This is a genomic window from Gemmatimonadota bacterium, from assembly GCA_026705765.1.
Classification (GTDB): domain Bacteria; phylum Latescibacterota; class UBA2968; order UBA2968; family UBA2968; genus VXRD01.
This window is the reverse complement of the sequence record JAPPAB010000014.1, coordinates 1-16,559: the sequence shown is the minus strand read 5'-3', so window position 1 is coordinate 16,559 and position 16,559 is coordinate 1. Positions and strand designations below refer to the sequence as shown.

Annotated in this window: 18 protein-coding genes; 16 read left to right on the top strand and 2 right to left on the bottom strand. The window is 47.7% G+C overall.

What is annotated here, in order from left to right; genetic code table 11:
• On the top strand, positions 1-190 hold a 190-nt coding region (locus tag OXH16_01970; protein ID MCY3680135.1), incomplete at its 5' end, for a hypothetical protein.
• Here the strand turns inward: OXH16_01970 and OXH16_01965 are convergent.
• Positions 187-1,008 carry a sugar phosphate isomerase/epimerase gene (locus tag OXH16_01965; GenBank protein ID MCY3680134.1) on the bottom strand — a complete coding sequence of 274 codons (822 nt, stop codon included), beginning with the start codon at positions 1,006-1,008 and terminating at the stop codon, positions 187-189. The two genes, OXH16_01970 and OXH16_01965, sit on opposite strands and share 4 nt — an antisense overlap.
• A gap of 107 nt (positions 1,009-1,115) precedes the next feature.
• Here OXH16_01965 and OXH16_01960 point away from each other — a divergent pair, with 107 nt between their 5' ends.
• Positions 1,116-1,763: a bifunctional nuclease family protein gene (locus OXH16_01960; GenBank protein MCY3680133.1), complete on the top strand. Its 648-nt coding sequence runs from the start codon at positions 1,116-1,118 to the stop codon at positions 1,761-1,763.
• Positions 1,764-1,799: 36 nt separating this feature from the next.
• Here OXH16_01960 and OXH16_01955 read toward each other — a convergent pair whose 3' ends face one another.
• Entirely contained in the window at positions 1,800-2,564 is a 765-nt protein-coding gene (locus OXH16_01955) for an aldo/keto reductase (protein ID MCY3680132.1), read from the bottom strand.
• Between the two features lie 120 nt (positions 2,565-2,684).
• Here OXH16_01955 and OXH16_01950 point away from each other — a divergent pair, with 120 nt between their 5' ends.
• The 14 genes from OXH16_01950 (at position 2,685) to OXH16_01885 (ending at position 16,490) form a co-directional block, all read left to right on the top strand.
• A complete protein-coding gene (locus OXH16_01950) occupies positions 2,685-3,725 on the top strand; it encodes a DUF933 domain-containing protein (protein MCY3680131.1) in 1,041 nt (346 codons plus the stop codon).
• A gap of 92 nt (positions 3,726-3,817) precedes the next feature.
• Complete coding sequence (locus OXH16_01945; protein MCY3680130.1) at positions 3,818-4,102, top strand: hypothetical protein; 285 nt, start codon at positions 3,818-3,820, stop codon at positions 4,100-4,102.
• Positions 4,103-4,151: 49 nt separating this feature from the next.
• Positions 4,152-5,030 (top strand): sugar ABC transporter permease, encoded by an 879-nt coding sequence (locus tag OXH16_01940; GenBank protein ID MCY3680129.1) that lies wholly within the window; start codon positions 4,152-4,154, stop codon positions 5,028-5,030.
• Positions 5,027-5,890 carry a carbohydrate ABC transporter permease gene (locus OXH16_01935; GenBank protein MCY3680128.1) on the top strand — a complete coding sequence of 288 codons (864 nt, stop codon included), beginning with the start codon at positions 5,027-5,029 and terminating at the stop codon, positions 5,888-5,890. The genes OXH16_01940 and OXH16_01935 overlap by 4 nt, the downstream gene beginning before the upstream one ends.
• The gene (locus OXH16_01930; protein MCY3680127.1) at positions 5,890-6,951 is read left to right on the top strand and encodes an ABC transporter ATP-binding protein; all 1,062 of its coding nucleotides are present in this window, start codon (positions 5,890-5,892) and stop codon (positions 6,949-6,951) included. Before OXH16_01935 ends, OXH16_01930 begins: the two co-directional genes overlap by 1 nt.
• Entirely contained in the window at positions 6,948-8,066 is a 1,119-nt protein-coding gene (locus OXH16_01925) for an ABC transporter ATP-binding protein (protein MCY3680126.1), read from the top strand. The genes OXH16_01930 and OXH16_01925 overlap by 4 nt, the downstream gene beginning before the upstream one ends.
• A 507-nt stretch (positions 8,067-8,573) precedes the next feature.
• The gene (locus tag OXH16_01920) at positions 8,574-9,380 is read left to right on the top strand and encodes a response regulator (protein MCY3680125.1); all 807 of its coding nucleotides are present in this window, start codon (positions 8,574-8,576) and stop codon (positions 9,378-9,380) included.
• 72 nt (positions 9,381-9,452) lie between these two features.
• Positions 9,453-10,631 carry an HlyD family efflux transporter periplasmic adaptor subunit gene (locus OXH16_01915; GenBank protein MCY3680124.1) on the top strand — a complete coding sequence of 393 codons (1,179 nt, stop codon included), beginning with the start codon at positions 9,453-9,455 and terminating at the stop codon, positions 10,629-10,631.
• 115 nt (positions 10,632-10,746) lie between these two features.
• On the top strand, positions 10,747-12,378 hold the full coding sequence (locus tag OXH16_01910; GenBank protein MCY3680123.1) for a peptidase domain-containing ABC transporter: 1,632 nt from the start codon (positions 10,747-10,749) through the stop codon (positions 12,376-12,378).
• Position 12,379: 1 nt separating this feature from the next.
• On the top strand, positions 12,380-12,715 hold the full coding sequence (locus OXH16_01905; protein MCY3680122.1) for a hypothetical protein: 336 nt from the start codon (positions 12,380-12,382) through the stop codon (positions 12,713-12,715).
• An 82-nt stretch (positions 12,716-12,797) separates the two neighbouring features.
• The gene (locus OXH16_01900; GenBank protein ID MCY3680121.1) at positions 12,798-13,178 is read left to right on the top strand and encodes a hypothetical protein; all 381 of its coding nucleotides are present in this window, start codon (positions 12,798-12,800) and stop codon (positions 13,176-13,178) included.
• 431 nt (positions 13,179-13,609) lie between these two features.
• A complete protein-coding gene (locus OXH16_01895) occupies positions 13,610-13,927 on the top strand; it encodes a hypothetical protein (protein ID MCY3680120.1) in 318 nt (105 codons plus the stop codon).
• Between the two features lie 380 nt (positions 13,928-14,307).
• Positions 14,308-16,224, top strand: coding sequence for a S8 family serine peptidase (locus tag OXH16_01890; protein ID MCY3680119.1), 1,917 nt, complete (start codon positions 14,308-14,310; stop codon positions 16,222-16,224).
• A complete protein-coding gene (locus tag OXH16_01885; GenBank protein ID MCY3680118.1) occupies positions 16,221-16,490 on the top strand; it encodes a phosphopantetheine-binding protein in 270 nt (89 codons plus the stop codon). The genes OXH16_01890 and OXH16_01885 overlap by 4 nt, the downstream gene beginning before the upstream one ends.
• The last annotated feature ends 69 nt before the right edge of the window (positions 16,491-16,559 follow it).

Genomic DNA, 16,559 nt, shown 5'->3' with positions numbered 1-16,559 from the left:
TCCGTGTGGAGGTCGCGTACGCGACCTCCACACGGAAAACGTCCCCATCATCACCATCGGTTCCGCGTACCACGTCTGGGGAGCCAGCAGTCGCCTGGGCAATGTCCCCTATGAAAACGTGGCCGACAACGCCTTTCTGGGCTGGAGTCGGCCGGTATTTCACGAGCAGATATTTGTGAAAAGCGATTAAAAAAAAGACCTCAGAAAATTCGCCGATCGGATCGCCGCCTCACCGGGAGGCAGATCCCCGCCAAAAGCGTGATGTAGCGTCACATAGCCGCGGTAATTGATACCGTGCAGCCCATCAAAAACTTCTCGAAAATCTATCCCACCAGATTCATCCAGTGGTCGCAAAGTAGAATAAACCGTGCCCCGCACCCAGGTCGTCATCGGCATATCGCCATCGGGGTCTGGAACGTGATTTTGCAAATAAACGTTAAAGAGATAAGGTGAAAAGCGTTTGAGGGTCTCCGGACCGTAGTCTTCACCGCACAAAGCCAGATTAGCAGGCTCGTAAATAATCCCAAAATTCGGTCGGCCAATACTCTGAAGCGTCTCAATCGATCCCGCAACAGTCTCAAAAAGACTCTGGGTATGAGATTGATGTGCCAGGCGTATATCCCGCTCGGCTGCCTCATCGGCTGCGCGCTGGGCGTGTGCGATATCTGCATCGGTCTTGATACAGACGCGCAGTAAATCGCAACCGAGCGCGTCTGCCAGATCGAGGTGCGGGGTAATATTCCGCAAGCTATCTGGTCCATCGGCACCATTCTCGGGTATGGCAAAATCGCCGGTTGCCATTGAAACCGCGAGATTGTGCTTCTTCAAAATATCTTGCACTTCAACAATGCGTTCGGGCGGACTGTGCGTACCCACACCCGAAGCGCGCATACAAAACGCTTTATAACCCGCGCGCTGGGCAATCTCCGCGAGATCGGACAAAGCAATAGTCAAATTGCGCTTATTGCGAAAACTTTCGGCCACGCGGACAGAGAGAGAAAGTTGCATTGCAATCTCCAAACAAGTACGAGGTGGAAATTTCAACTTGCATACGGTAAATTTTTAACTATCCTTACAGTTACACATATTTTTCACTGCGATGGAAGGCGGACATCATGATTGAAATGCAGGTTGTGGATATACGTCAAGATCATTCAGAACAAAACGTCGTGTGGCTGCAAAGTGTTGAAGGCAGTGTAATGGTACCCATTGAAATTGGTCATGTCGAATATCGGTCTATTCGCTCAGAACTCGAAGGTAAATCTATGCCGCGACCTCTTGCGTATGATCTGATGTGTTCAGTACTGGCACATTTTGATGCCGAAATTGAAAAAGTGCAGATAGTCGATTTGAAAGACCAGATTTTTTATGCCGAACTCATCTTCTTTGCTCAAGGAGAGCAAGTGCGCTTAGACGCCCGTCCCAGTGATAGCATCGTACTCGCACTCAAATTTGACGCACCCATCTATATGGATGCCAAAATCATTCAACAAGTGGGATTTAAAGTCCGGCCCACCGAATACGGTTATGAGCTTGAGCAACTGAATCCACCCCAGGAAATACCTGAAGAACCCGTCTTAGACATCGCGCAGGCAGTCGAGCAGCCAATACAGGGTGTTGATTCCCAGGGACGAGACCTGGAACCGGATGAATTGCTGGAAGTTTTGAAAAAGCGGATGAATAAAGCAGTTAAAGAAGAGCGCTACGAAGACGCGGGAATAATTCGAGATGAGATTGAGCGGATAGAGGAGAGAAGCAGGTGAGAGGTAAGAGGACCGCCCTACCCTCTCACATCTCATTTAAACAGGCAGCAACACAGTGCTATGCGCTTCGACATGGCCGATATTCTCGTCGATTTCGCTGCGATTCATCATCCCAACAGTAATCGCGTCAATCGCTGGAATATCGAGAACATAGTGAATGGCATCGCGAGCGGGCAGGTCGCCGCGGCCCACGACTTTCATCCCGTAAACGCCGATATCATTGGCATCCATCTCTTCCAGAATGGGAACAACGCGTTCGGGTGACCCATCCATATTCTTCCCAGCATAGTTAATACGCGCCAAAACAACATCCACCCATGAGGTAATAGCTGCACGCTGGAAGGCATCAATATCGTGACAGGAAACACCGTGTGCGCGAATGATGCCTTTTTGCTTTCTATCCGCGAGAACATCCATAACACCCCGATAGGAACTGGGCCAGTCTTCATCTGTCAAACAATGCATAAGAACAACATCGATATAATCCGTATTTAACTCGCCCAAAATGCGATCCATATCGCGCTCTGCCTCATAGGCTGTTTTCGCACGGATCTTGGATGTAATCACAACCCGCTCGCGATCGATATACTCCAACGCGCCTGCGAGATGGGCATGACTGCCGTATTGATCGGCACTATCCCAAAATGTAACACCGCGTTCAAAGCCATAGATAAGCAAGTCAACAAGTTCGCGCGTCCCCAGATCCGTCTGGTTGGAACGCCCGCCCCAGCCATTGGTACCAGTACCAAAACTGAGTTGAGAAACCAAGATACCAGTTGTGCCGAGTTCGACGGTCTTCACGGTAAACTCCTTTTCGTCTTCTGTGTTTTTTGTCCCAATTTTTTGTATATTAAAACACAGTCTTGCATCCGTCAATGGATTTTGGTCCCCCTCTCCTCTGAGGTAAGGAATATTACCGCCATGAGACTCGGGCTAATTGGATTGCCGCAGGTCGGTAAAAAAACGCTATTCCGCTTGCTAACCGGACACACAGGTGAAATGGGACAGGCAAAAGTGCGGGATGAGCGGTTTGATCGGCTCGTAGAAATGTACAAACCCGCACGCGAAGTACCTGCAGAAATAGCATTTGTACTATTGCCCGACCTGGACACACAGACCGAACGCAACATACCTGTTTTGCAAGACCTGGAGCGAGTAGATGTCATCTGCTTCCTCGCCCGGGTATTTGAAAACGACACCGTCTTTCACATAGCGGGCGACATAGATGCCAAACGCGACATACGGACTTTTTGGGAAGAACTATTACTCGCCGACCTGATCTTTATAGAAAAGCGACTGGAGCGAATAGCACAAGACCGGCACACAAAAGACAGATTGCGAATAGAGCAAGAAAAGGACCTAATGACGCGCATGCAGGCGCATCTGGAAGACGGAAACCCCCTGCGCCAGTTTGCACTAACCTCAGAGGAAGTAAAACTGACATCCAGCTATCCCTTCTTAACCACCAAAGCAGTAATCGCAGTACTGAACACAGACGAAGACCAGATTGACGACGACGGAATCATAGACGAAATAGCCGCTGATTTTGCCGACTGTGGTTTTGAATGGATCGCAATATCCGCACAGATCGAAGAAGAAATCTCCCTGCTCGACGACGAAACGCGCGAGGAATTTCTCGCCGACCTCGGCATTGAACAACCCGCCCTGGACCGGCTCACCTTATTGTGTTACAAAACCCTGGGCTTGATCTCCTTCTTCACAGTCGTCAATGACGAAGTACACGCCTGGACAATCCCGAGAGGTTCTCTGGCACCGCAGGCGGGCGGCGCGGTTCACGGAGACATCGAGCGGGGATTCATCCGGGCCGAAGTCATCCGCTACGAAGACTTAATCGCACTGGGAGACGAACAAAAAGTAAAAGCAGCGGGCAAGCTCATGGTCAAAGGAAAAGACGCAGAGATCTTTGATGGCGACGTAATACACTTCTTGTTCAAGGTCTGAAATTACCCCTTTATCCGTAATTTTCCTTTACATACAGACCCTTTTTGCATATAATTCCACGCTCTACAAACACCACAACAGGAGATCGCATCATGGCCGCCAAAATCTCGGAAATATTCACCGAATACGAAGAAGCAAACAAAGACCTGGAACCCACCACCACCAGGCTGGACACCGAACAAGAAATTCCGGTAGAAAAATATTGCTGCATCACGGGCGAAGCGGTAAAATCGAGCTTTTGCCGTTATCCCGACGATAAAGAAGACACCATGATGGTCATGTCAAAAGAGCAAATGCTATTGCACTCCCGCAATGGTGGCAATATATCAGAGATCTTTAAACAAGTAGTGGCACTTCGCAGAAAACGAGAAGAGTAAGCGACGCCCCATCGCGGTATCCATCCCTCTATCCCTTTCGAGAATGTGCGTGAAAGACGGCGTTTTGAAATACGGCTTTGTGGGTCCAGCACTGATCTTTCTGATCGCGTTCAACATCTTTCCCCTCTTTTACAACATCTACCTCAGCTTTACCGATGCCGAACTCAGTGGCGGCATTGCGCGACTCGTGGGTGGGCGCAACTACGGCGTCATCTTTGACGACACGCGCTATGGCACTGCCCTTCGCACCACCGGACTATTCGTCGTCCTGGCAGTCGCGACCGAACTCATGCTCGGCTTTGCCCTTGCCCTCGCCCTTCAAAAACCCTTCCGGGGCAAACCCGCCATCACCACCATACTCCTGGTACCCATGATGCTATCCCCCGCAGTCATGGGCCTGTACTGGAACTTTATTCTCAACGGCCACTACGGCGTCGTCAATCAAGCACTATCCGTCCTTGGCCTCTTCCAACCGCAATGGCTGACCGACCCCGACCTGAAACTCTTCTCCATCCTCATGATCGACATCTGGATGTGGACGCCATTTATGATGCTCATCGCCCTTGCCGGCCTCAATGCCATCCCCAATCACCTCTACGAAGCCGCAGCCATTGACCGGGCATCCCGATGGACTGTCTTTCGGCGCATCACCCTACCCCTGTGCTCCCCCCTGCTCTTCCTCGCAGTCCTGCTACGCACCACAGATGCCCTCAAGCAATTTGACCTCGTCATGGCTGTCACGGGACCCAATGATCGCGCGACCCAAACATTGAGTGCCCTCCTCTATCAAGTCATGTTTCGCGGATATAAAATTGGACTGGGCAGCTCTTATAGCATCGTCATCCTCCTCATCGTCATCGCACTCGCAACTATTTTCATCCGGTACATCACCAGCATCCAGGCAAAACAGGGGAGGGAAAGCGCGTGAAGAAATTGAGATGGCTCGTCATCATCCCGTATTTTTGTCTCGCCACACTACCCCTGTGCTGGCTCTTTCTCACCTCCCTCAAAACTCAGGAAGCGGCGATCAGCGCCACAGCCTCTCTCATACCATCCACCAATGAAAACATCGCACCCGGAGGCCTGAGTTTCTCAGCCACATTAGACGCCTATCGCAAACTGGCAACACCACACACGGGCAAAGCACACGCATTTTTTCACTACCTCTTCAACAGCGTCATCATCGGTCTGCTCAGCACCCTAACATCTGTCGTCCTCGGAACCGGCTGCGCGTATGGATTTAGCCGATTTCGCATCGCAGGTGCGCGGGACTGGCTATTCTTCATCCTCTCGACCCGCTTCCTGCCCCCGCTCGCCGTCGTGGTCCCCGTACTGATGATGTACCGCGTCTTTGAACTGCCCAACACACACCTGGGCCTCATCCTCCTCTACACGGCATTTAACCTCTCGCTCGCAGTCTGGCTCATGAAGGGATTCATAGACGAAATCCCCCGGGCGTATGAAGAAGCCGCACTCGTCGATGGATACAGCCCACTTCAAGCATTTTACAAAATCATCTTACCCCACTCTGCAACCGGCATGGCTGTTACCGCCGTCTTCTGCCTCATATCCGCCTGGAACGAATACGGTTTCGCGCTCGCGCTCAACAACGCCGAAGCCGTCACCGTACCCGTGTATTTTGCCGGGCTTCAGGGCAACATCCAGGGCATCCCCTGGCCGCAGATTGCCGCGGGCGTCCTCATCTTTGTCGTGCCAATAGTAATCTTCACAGTACTCGTCCGCAATCATCTGCTGCGGGGCGTGACATTTGGAACAATTAAACAGTAATGATGCCATTCCTCGAACTTCAAAACCTCCAAAAAACCTACCCCGACGGCACGCGGGCAGTCAGAGGTATTGACCTGCGAGTTGACCAGGGAGAATTTATCGTCCTCCTGGGACCCTCCGGATGTGGAAAAACAACCACATTGAGGATGATCGCGGGACTGGAGGACCCAACCGGCGGACGGATCACCCTCGACAACCAGAACGTCACACACCTGCCGCCATCTCAGCGCGACGTGGGCTTTGTCTTCCAGTTTTACGCCCTCTACCCGCACATGACCGTCCGCAAAAACATCGCCTTCCCACTCGAGAACATCGGCACATCCCCCGCAGATACCAAAGCGGCGATAGACCGCGTTACCCACGCCCTAAGTATCGAAACACTACTCGACCAATACCCCAGACAACTTTCAGGCGGCGATCAACAGCGCGTCTCTCTCGCCCGTGCCATGGTCCGCACACCGGACATCTACCTCATGGACGAGCCCCTGGGCACACTCGACGCAGAACACCGGTTAGAACTCAGAGCATTTATACGCCGCCAACAACTATCACTCTCCATAACAGCCATCTACGTCACACACGACCAGGAAGAAGCCATGAGCTTGGCGGATCGCATTGTCGTTATGGACAGCGGCAAAATCAGACAAATCGGATCCCCATCAGAAATCTACAACCACCCCGCAGACCTCTTTGTCGCAAACTTCGTCGGCAGCCCGGGCATGAATCTATTAACCGGACAAATTGTGCTACACGGAGACAGTCTATCTTTTACCCATCCAGATACAGACATTCACATCCCCATCCACGCGAACATCGCGCCCATGCAGGTCATCTTTGGCATGCGCCCGGAATTTATCCGCCCCGCCAACCGCGGCATACCGGGCAAAGTCATCCTCAGCGAATACCTCGGCAGCCACGGTTATGTACATGTCGATACCCCAATAGGCGAACTAATCATGCGTACAACCGACCGCTTTGCCATTGGAGAAACAATCCACCTGCACCTTAATGAAGAACACATTCGCCTATTCGATCCAAACACGGAAACAGCCCTCGTATGAATGCCCCATTTCTCAAAATCGACGACCTGTCCAAAAACTACGGCGAAACCCGGGCACTCTCGGAAATCTCACTCTCTCTTCACGCCGAAGAACTCCTCGTCGTCCTGGGCCCAACAGGCGCGGGCAAAACAACGCTCTTGCGCATCATCGCGGGCCTCGAAGCAGCGGACACCGGGCGTATAACCGTCAATGGCGCAGACATAACCCACCAGCTACCCGCAGAACGCGACATCGCCCTCGTCTTTCAGAACTTCTCACTCTACCCCAACAAAACCGTGCGCCAGAACCTCGGATTTCCACTCCAGGCACCCGGGCGCAACCTCTCCAAAAAAGACATCGCAAACAGAATTTCCCACACCGCCGACCTGCTCCGCATAACCCCGCTCCTGGACCGACCCGCCACGCACCTGTCCGGCGGTGAAATGCAGCGCGTCGCAATCGGACGCGCCATCGTGCGCCAACCCCGACTCTTTCTCATGGACGAACCCCTCACCAACCTGGATGCAAAACTGCGCGAAGTATTGCGCGTCGAACTCATCCGCCTCCAGCGCGACCTCGGCACGCCCATGATCTACGTCACCCACGACCGGATCGAAGCCCTCTCAATGGGCGACCGAATCGCCGTATTATCCGAAGGAAAAATCCTGCAAATCGGTTCCCCCGAAGAAATCTACCAGCAGCCCAATTCTCCGACCGTCGCCCGTCAACTCGGCTATCCTCCCATCAACACCATAGACGTCCACAAACAGCGAAACCAATGGTTCACAGCCTCGAACCAGCCCATCGCGACCGCAGACCACAACGCCCCTTCAAACGCCACCCTCGGCATCCGTGCGGAAAATATATCACCCCGTGGAGGCGAAATCCCCGCGACCATTGAAGTCGTCGAAGACCTCGGCGCATCGACCATCTTGCTCGCCGACTGGGCGGGACACTCCATCCAGATTTTGACATCCGGTGAGCAACAGTGGCGCGTCGGGGATGAGATATACCCATCTATTGATCCAGATCGCGTATTGGTGTGGGGAAAGGCGGATCAGGATAGGCAGGATGAAAGGATGAACAGGATGAAAAGCGGGAGGTATCCGCAGATGGACGCAGATGAACAGGGATGAAAATCCGTAGAGCAGATTTTGTCGTAAAAGTGAAAAAAATGAAAAAATCTGATATACGAGCAATGATTCTAATATATGAGCAATCTTTTATAGTTGAACTTACAGACGCGATGGTATTATTATAAAAAAGCCGCTGACAAGACCAGGACAAGTCAACTGTCAGCGGCGGCAAATATCTCAAGCTGATAACTTGAGAAGGCAAAACTAAAGTAACGACCTGAAGCGCGATTGTCAATACAAAGTAAAAGAACATAATGTTCAATCGAAAAGCGAAAAGTGAAAAATGTTTTCACTTCTCAATTCGATGCTCAGACTGACTTTTACTCGATAATAACCTCTATGCGAAGTAAAAATAACGCCTTATAAAAATTATCACTCAAAAAAATCCGCATTGGCACACAGGTTGCATAGATCTGTTTAAGCAAAGAAAAATCTATATCGAATAGTATGGGCATCGCGCCCTGAACTTCAAATACTTAAACTGCGTTTTATCGCACAGGAGAAAATATGAGCAAACAGAAAATACTGATTATAGATCACGATCCCAGCATTCTATCGACCCTCGTGGGATTTCTGAGCGATGAACCTTATGACGTATGCACAACGAGAGATGGGATAGAAGGACTTGAAATATTGAGACGTGAGAAGATCGATCTCGCCATCGCTGAAATGTATATGGCAGGTCTTGATGGGATCGCGCTTTTGGAGCGCATTGCAACAGAGAAAATTCAGACAAACATCCTGATCATGGAAAGTTTTGTGCCCATGGAAGTAACAAAAGAAATACTCAAAGCCGGTACTGCAGGCGTATTGGATAAACCGATCAATAAGGACAAATTTTTGGCAGAGGTCAAAACCTGTATCCTGCTGAATGAAGTGGGATACAAGGTATCGCGGGCCAGTGAAGCATCCCGTTCACAGTCCAGATCCTTTCAACAGCTCTTAAACACCGGCCGAGAGAAGGTTTCACAAGAGTCGTTGGAATCATTCTTGGAGGAGCGTTACAGAAACCCAGACCTGAAATTTGAAGACCTCGCACGCCATTTTCGGATCACCCCACCGCACGGTCATGTGCTATTCAAAAAATTTTTTAACAAAACCTTCCGCGAAAAATTGCGAGAGATCAGAATATCGCAGGCAGAGCATTTTTTAGCAGGATCGTTCCTGTTTATATATGAAATTGCAAGCATGTGTGGATTTCATTCACCAAGTCGTTTCTGTCACGCTTTCAAGAGGATACATGGCATTTCTCCTACCCAATACCGCACAAAAGTTAGACAGAGAGGAATCCAGCCGTCTTCGGAAGATGTCTGAGTTGAATGTGCATTTGGTCGATCTAAATCCATCGGCTTTAGCCGTTATCGCAACCTATCTTATGTCTCCAGTATGGCTTTAGCCACCAGACAGCCTGAATCTGATCATGAGATCAAGCTAAAGGGCTTTGAGTTTATAAGATTCTTCATTCTGTCTATTATCGCATTGAGTATCCTGCTTATTGCAGGGGTTGTGATTTTAGGCTGGGATGTCGAAATGGAAATCAGTGTTGAGGCTTCTGGTCACGTTGAACCTGTTGAGAAAAAATTCGTCAAGTCAGAGACTGTGGGGACGATAGAGAAAGTGCTTATTCACGCGGGTCAGCAGGTCGCAAAAGGAGATACGCTTTTTGTTCTCGATGCTTCAGAGTGGAGAAAAGAGGCCGCGAAGATAGAAAAAGAGATCGCAATCAATCAACGACAGAGAGAGGAACTCAGAGAGACATTATTTTTTGATCGGCAAAGGATAGAATCGAGTCTTGATCAAGCTCGGCTCGAATATGAAGCGGGTGGTCTTCGGCTTGAGCAGATTTTACAGGAGCAACAATTGTATCAAAAATATCTGAAAAAGAAAAAGGAACAGACACGACCTCTTGAGACGCTTTTACCTGTAAAACTTCAAGAGAACAATCTCAATCGCGTCCAGCAACGCATGACCTATCTGAAAATTGAGCGTGATGCTCTGGCTGTTAGAGAAAAAGAAATCCAAACTTTGAAACTGGTCGGGGATAAGCTCCTGCAAGAACGCGATTGGATTCAAGAACAGATACGGAAAACCGTCATCACTTCCCCAATCGCAGGTATTGTTCTGACATCAGATATTGAGACAATCGAAGGAGATAGGGTTTCGGTTGGCAGTCCGGTATTGGAATTGGCGCAGTTAAATGAATGGCAGGCGAGGGTTTTTGTGCAAGAGGTGGATATTTCAAAAATTGAACTGGATCAAGAGGTCAAGTTGTACATCCATGCGTTCCCGCATATGAATTACAAAATTTTCAGTGGTAGCGTTAGTGAACTGCCCAGCCGGAATCAAGTCGTGCCTCCAAATGCAACGGCTCTGACATTATACCCGGTGAAGATATTGATTGATGATCCTTTTGTTCGCAGTGGCGATCAGATCTATCCGGTGGCGTATGGCATGAGGTTAGACGCAAAGATCATTATTGAAAGAAGTTTTTTGTGGCAAATTGGGTGGAAAAAGATAAAAGAGGCGTTTGGTATTGTTGACAAGAAAAATCCGTTGGTTTTTTAAATGATGATAGGCAGACAGGAGATCGAGAATCTTGACGCAAATATTCACTGTTATTAAGATGCTGCGGCCTTATTGGCGGTATATCATTCAGTCGCTTTGTGTTGGTATTTTGTTTATGTTGTTTCAGATACCAGGACCTTATTTCACGAAAATAATGATCGATGATGTATATCCGCACAAAGATTTCTCTCTGTTAAATTTTGTTCTGTTGTTGGGCATGCTGATGTCGTTGGGTGTGGGTGGGATGAGGTTTATCAGTGGGTATTTTGGTCAGTGTGTTGGCATCCGAATGGGATATGATTTTCAAGCGCGTTTTTACAAACATATTCAAACGTTGGATTTTAGTTTTTTTGATAGCCGGGAGACGGGTGAAATACTATCTCGATTTAGAGATATGCGAAGTTCAATTGCCAGTGTCATCAGTTTGATTAACACGCTGATTATCAATTCGCTTCAACTCATAATTTTTCCGCCCATTCTGTTCTTTATCAATTGGAAATTAGCCCTGATCAGCCTCACGGTCTTGCCCTTTGACACGCTGTTGGTCTTGATTTCGAGACGGTTTATACGCAAATATACAAGGGAAGTTGCAGAACGCTCAGCAGAGTTATCGGCAAAGAATTACGAGTCCATCTCTTCGATTAGAACAGTACAGTCTTTGGGGTTAGAGGCGTCATTTTTTCAGAAGCTACAGGGATTGTTCATCGGTGTTGCAAATTTGAGAATGAAAGTGTCGCTGTTTTCGGGCACAACGGGATATGCCAGCACCATTATCAAGACGGGTGGAACACTTGCCTACGGGTTTTACGGATGGCACGAGGTGTTATCCGACAATTTGACTTTGGGGAGTTATATGGCGTTCACGGGCTATGTGGGGTATTTGTATGGGCCTATTAAAAGTCTCATTGGCCTGTTGCGGCGCATTGAATCTACACTGGTTCATACAGATCGCTTTTTTGAAGTCTATAATATCACACCTGACATACGGGATGAGCCGCAGTTGGCTGAACTCAACGGAGTTCATGGAAGGATAGAGTTTCGAGACGTCAGTTTTGCATATCAACCCGAAAGGGTGGTGTTGAACGAGATCAATCTCGAGATTGACGCTGATGAGATAGTCGCCATTGTTGGAAGAAGCGGGTCAGGCAAATCTACTCTGGCGAAGCTCATTCCGAGGTTCTACGATCCAGTGGATGGGCAGGTCTTGATCGATGGGGTCGATATCAGGCAATACCGGCTCAATTCTCTGCGCCAAAATATCGGCTTTGTGATGCAAGGCAGTGCGTTGTTTCAGGGGAGTATTTTGGAGAATTTGACGTTTAACAAACCGATTTCCATGATCGATGTCGAAACCGCAACCCGGGCAGCCTATATTCACGATTTTGTCACGAAGCTGCCCAATGGTTATCACACGATCATCGGTGAGCAAGGGGCGCAACTTTCAGAGGGGCAAAAGCAGAGGGTCGCACTTGCACGGGTATTGCTACAGAACACCCCCATCTTGATTTTGGATGAACCCACTGCCGCACTGGATAATGAATCTGAGTTTTATATTCAAGAAGCGATGAAGGAAATTTGCAAACAAAGAACCGTGATCGTCATTGCTCATCGTCTGTCAACCATCCGGCGTGCAGACAAAATCGTTGTCATCGATCAGGGAAGGATTGCTGAGGAAGGTAGCCACGAAGTTTTGATGCTGCAAGATGGTGTTTATTCCATGCTCCAGGAGCGAGCCGCGAGGATTTGATATGTTCAAAGCAAAGTGCCCAAACTGTGAATATGAAAGCCCTTGGAAAAGAGATAAGTGGTGGACCTGGAAACTTAATCCCACCTGGCCCTGTAAGAAATGTGGCAGCATACTTGAAATGGATCGTAGAAGGGGGGGCGTGGTGTTAATCATATATGCGGCTTTCTGGTTATTTTTTGAACTCTGGGTCAAAGATTGGAGCCTTCTTGTCTATTGTCTCTTACCAGTTGGCATTTTTATCATTCTTTCATTGAAGCGCGTTAAAATTGTGCAATCTTCAGACCAAAATTCTGACGCTGATAGTCAAAAAGCACCTCTTGACAAGGAAAGGGGGTAAATGAGATCACTACACGGTGCTTTGTCCATAGTGAATGGAAAACATTCACCGATTTCTAATTTTTACAATATTGGAGGATCACATGCAAAAGCTGGTAAAAAGAAAGATGCATTACGAGACCATTATGCCCGTAGAGGCTTATGAGTGTGAAGATGAAAGGGTAGAGGACTACTATTTTTGGACTATATTTGCTCTATCAACAACTCCTGTTGTTGGGCCTGTAGTGGGGCCAGTTTTGGCAGTTGCTGATCATTATTATCATGATGAAATGGTAGATGCTTTTGTGGATTATAGTGATCGCGAGATAGAGCGAATACAGAATGAGGTAGAGGGCAATCAAGCAGTAGTTGACGCGGCTATTGATGGAGTGCAGGAATTAAATGAGGCTGCTGGAAATGTTATAATAGACTTTGTGGGCAGCATTGATCACGACGACCCAATCGTACAGTTATATGGTGAATAGGGAACGCCAAAGTTGGGTATCTTGATGGTTGCAGGTATTGTACCCTTGTATATTTGAGTGCAATACCTGCTAAATTCTCTCATACAAGAAGGAGGCTCTAAAATATGCCAATAAATATAAAAAATCTTTATACCTGTCCGAAGTGTGGGCATCCCGTTGGGTGGTGGCGCAAATTAAGTGCTAACATCTTCAGTATATGGCCTTGCAAGAATTGCGGTACTTCTTTGGGATTTGGTTCTGTGAGACGCCTGATTTTAGTTCCCATAATTACCTTGTCAACCTGGTTATGGCTTAAACCTTATGTGAATTTTTGGGTCTTTTGGATAATCTTTACTTCAGGAATGATCTTTGCAGGATATGTCGATCCGGTTGTTGAGAAGCATGAACCACAGCGACCTGATGCAGAGTGAGTGCGTTTGGAGCAAAAATATATGCCAATCGATATAAAAAACCTTTATTCCTGCCCCAAGTGTGGACATCCCGTGAGAAAGTGGCGCAAATTGAATGCCGGTATTTTTAGCCAATGGTCCTGCAAAAATTGTGGTAATCTCTTGAAGGTTACTTACTGGAAAAGTATGATTTTTATCTCAATTCTTGCCTTGTTGATCTACTTATGGATTAATCCTCAGAGAACTATTTTGGATATTAATCTATTTGTCATAGGCTTGATCATAGGCGTTCATTTGGTGAAGATGTTTATGATTCCGATTGTTGAGAAACGTCCACGTCAAAACTCTGATTCTGAGTGAGATTTTGGAGTCCCAATATATGCCAATAAACATAAAAAACCTTTATACCTGTCCAAAGTGTGGGCATCCCGTTGGGTGGTGGCGCAAATTGCGTGCCGGTACTATCAAATATCCCTGCAAAAATTGTGGCGCGATTTGGAGCGTTAATTACTGGAAACGCGGTATTTCGATCTTCATATTTCTTTTGTTAATCTACTTATTACTCTACTTATGGATTAACATTGAAATAACTCTATTGCACTTTCTTTTAGGAGGCTATGTTTTGTTAGATATTTTAGGAAAAATGTTTATCAGTCCGATTGTGGTGAAAGGTCCAAGTCAGCGGCCTGGTGCATAGTGAGCATATCGAAAGATGGCGTGTGGACAACAGTGGGCTAACCATGAAATACAAATGCAATTTCCATGATCTAAACGGAGAAGGTGTCAAGGTTGCAATTATTGATAGCGGGGTTGATCGTTCTCATGAAATGTTGCAGCATGTGACCGCAGGAATCTGTTTTGAGTTTTCTACGGGTAGCGTCCATACATCTAAAGACTATCGAGACTCATCTGGTCATGGCACGGCGGTTGCGAGTATTATCAAAAAGAAGGCTCCGGGTACAGAGCTATACGCTATAAAAATTTTCGATCAATCTCTGATTGTTGAACAAAAAATTCTCATTGAGTCAATTCGTTGGGCAATTGATCAGAACGTCGATATTATCAATTTGAGCCTTGGGACAACGGACGTCCAGGTCAAGAATGCTCTATTGGATATATGTAAGGTGGCAACGAAAAAGGGTATCGCAATCGTCGCTGCCGAACACAATTCAGGGCAGGAGGGTTATCCCGCCTATTTCTCCAATGTGATCGGTGTGAAGGCGGGGGAGATAAAAGGGCGTTACAATTACCTGTTTCGCGCAGGAGAGTCTATTGAATGTATCGCACCTGGAACAACTCAGCGCGTTCTCTGGGCAGGTGGGCGAGAGCATATTGTTGAAGGTAGTAGCTTTGCCGCGCCCCACATTACGGGTATTATCGCGTTAATCAAGCAAGCCTTCCCCAAAGCCAATCTGAATGAGATTAGAAATATATTGGAAGTGAATGCCAGTCGAGAAGTGCAGCAGAAAATTCCGATAGGTCGCAAGATTCGCGTGCCTACTCCCCAGACGTCTCAATCCTTTGATCCAAACAAAATTAAAAGAGCAGCTATTTATCCCTATAACAAGGAAATGCATAGCCTGATGCGTTTCAGGGAATTATTAAATTTTGAAATTGTGGGTATCGCTGATCCCATTGCCAAAGGGTATGTTGGGAAAGATGCTGGTGAAGCGATAGGCATACCGCCTGTTGGCATACGGGTTCAGCCGCGATTTCAAGAGATATTGAAAGAGGCTGATACGCTTATTCTGGGCTATGTAGATGAACTGAGCCGAATTACAAAAAAGAATGTCCTGCGCGAGAGTATTGAGAAGGCCATTGATGCCAACTTAAATGTGTTCAGCTTTTTGTCCGTTTACCAGAAGGATTTAAGAGATCTGATTGATAAGGCTCGTAAAAAGAACCTCTATATTTATTCGCCTGACGTTCATCAAAACGACCTGCTCAAAGCACTTCAGCCCCACAATAATCCAGCCGTTGATGTGCCAGTGATCGGTGTTTTTGGCACGAGTGCTCAACAGGGTAAGTTCACAGTTCAACTTGCCTTGAGGGCAAAGTTGATAAAAGAAGGATATAAGGTTGGGCAAATCGGCACCGAACACCATTCTCAGTTATTTGGCATGGATGTGGCATTTCCAACGGGCTATGCTTCTCCACTGCAATTTCCAATACAGCTTCACGCGCCTTATCTGGATTTCAAAATGCGCGAGGTCTGTGCGAATAAGAAACCGGATTTAATGCTTGTCGGGGCACAGTCGGGAAGTATCCCTTACGATGTCCATGAGCCGGGGAATCACACGCTTTCAACACTTGCTTTTATGCTGGGCACAAAACCCGATGCCAACATATTGGTCGTGAATAGCGTTGATGATGGCGAGTATATACGCGATACCATGAACACGCTCAAGGCAATTACCAAAGGTCCCGTGTTGTGTCTCGCAATGAGTGATAAAGAAAAACACATCCGAGCAGCTTATGGGCGAACACTGATCAGTCCACGTCAAATGTCAAAAGAAGAAATCAAAGAGAAATTGGCATGTTTGGAGGACCGATTTGAGATTCCAGCTATAGAGATTGTGTCAGAGGAGGGACAACAGAGGATGGTTGACCTCATCATAAGCTACTTTGCAGATGAACAAGAAGGAGGGGATGTATGAATGATGATCTCAAGATACAGATAAAGCAGACGATTGTGCGTGCGTTAAAACTTGAAATTGCGCCTGAGGAGATAGGAGACTCGGATGTGCTTTTTGGTGGAGAAATGGGTCTTAATTCAATGGCAATGGTAGAACTTGTCGTGGGCATAGAAGATGAATTTGGTTTTGCAATTTCTGATGAAGACCTGAGTGCCGCAGTTTTCAAAAGTGTGCAGACGATCGAAGATTATATCCGGTCTGTGCGTGAATGTGTTTTGACTGCCTGAAAATGAAAAAATCGCTTCCCATCCAGGTATCCCCACCCATACACGGCTATCCCCGCCATGGCTATCGGC

Coding starts and splice junctions, on each gene's coding strand:
- OXH16_01910 (MCY3680123.1), top strand. CDS start 10,747: ATGTTGTTTCAGATACCAGGACCTTATTTCACGAAAATAATGATCGAT.
- OXH16_01950 (MCY3680131.1), top strand. CDS start 2,685: ATGAGACTCGGGCTAATTGGATTGCCGCAGGTCGGTAAAAAAACGCTA.
- OXH16_01905 (MCY3680122.1), top strand. CDS start 12,380: ATGTTCAAAGCAAAGTGCCCAAACTGTGAATATGAAAGCCCTTGGAAA.
- OXH16_01895 (MCY3680120.1), top strand. CDS start 13,610: ATGCCAATCGATATAAAAAACCTTTATTCCTGCCCCAAGTGTGGACAT.
- OXH16_01925 (MCY3680126.1), top strand. CDS start 6,948: ATGAATGCCCCATTTCTCAAAATCGACGACCTGTCCAAAAACTACGGC.
- OXH16_01890 (MCY3680119.1), top strand. CDS start 14,308: ATGAAATACAAATGCAATTTCCATGATCTAAACGGAGAAGGTGTCAAG.
- OXH16_01885 (MCY3680118.1), top strand. CDS start 16,221: ATGAATGATGATCTCAAGATACAGATAAAGCAGACGATTGTGCGTGCG.
- OXH16_01900 (MCY3680121.1), top strand. CDS start 12,798: ATGCAAAAGCTGGTAAAAAGAAAGATGCATTACGAGACCATTATGCCC.
- OXH16_01915 (MCY3680124.1), top strand. CDS start 9,453: ATGGCTTTAGCCACCAGACAGCCTGAATCTGATCATGAGATCAAGCTA.
- OXH16_01930 (MCY3680127.1), top strand. CDS start 5,890: ATGATGCCATTCCTCGAACTTCAAAACCTCCAAAAAACCTACCCCGAC.
- OXH16_01920 (MCY3680125.1), top strand. CDS start 8,574: ATGAGCAAACAGAAAATACTGATTATAGATCACGATCCCAGCATTCTA.
- OXH16_01960 (MCY3680133.1), top strand. CDS start 1,116: ATGATTGAAATGCAGGTTGTGGATATACGTCAAGATCATTCAGAACAA.
- OXH16_01945 (MCY3680130.1), top strand. CDS start 3,818: ATGGCCGCCAAAATCTCGGAAATATTCACCGAATACGAAGAAGCAAAC.
- OXH16_01965 (MCY3680134.1), bottom strand. CDS start 1,008: ATGCAACTTTCTCTCTCTGTCCGCGTGGCCGAAAGTTTTCGCAATAAG.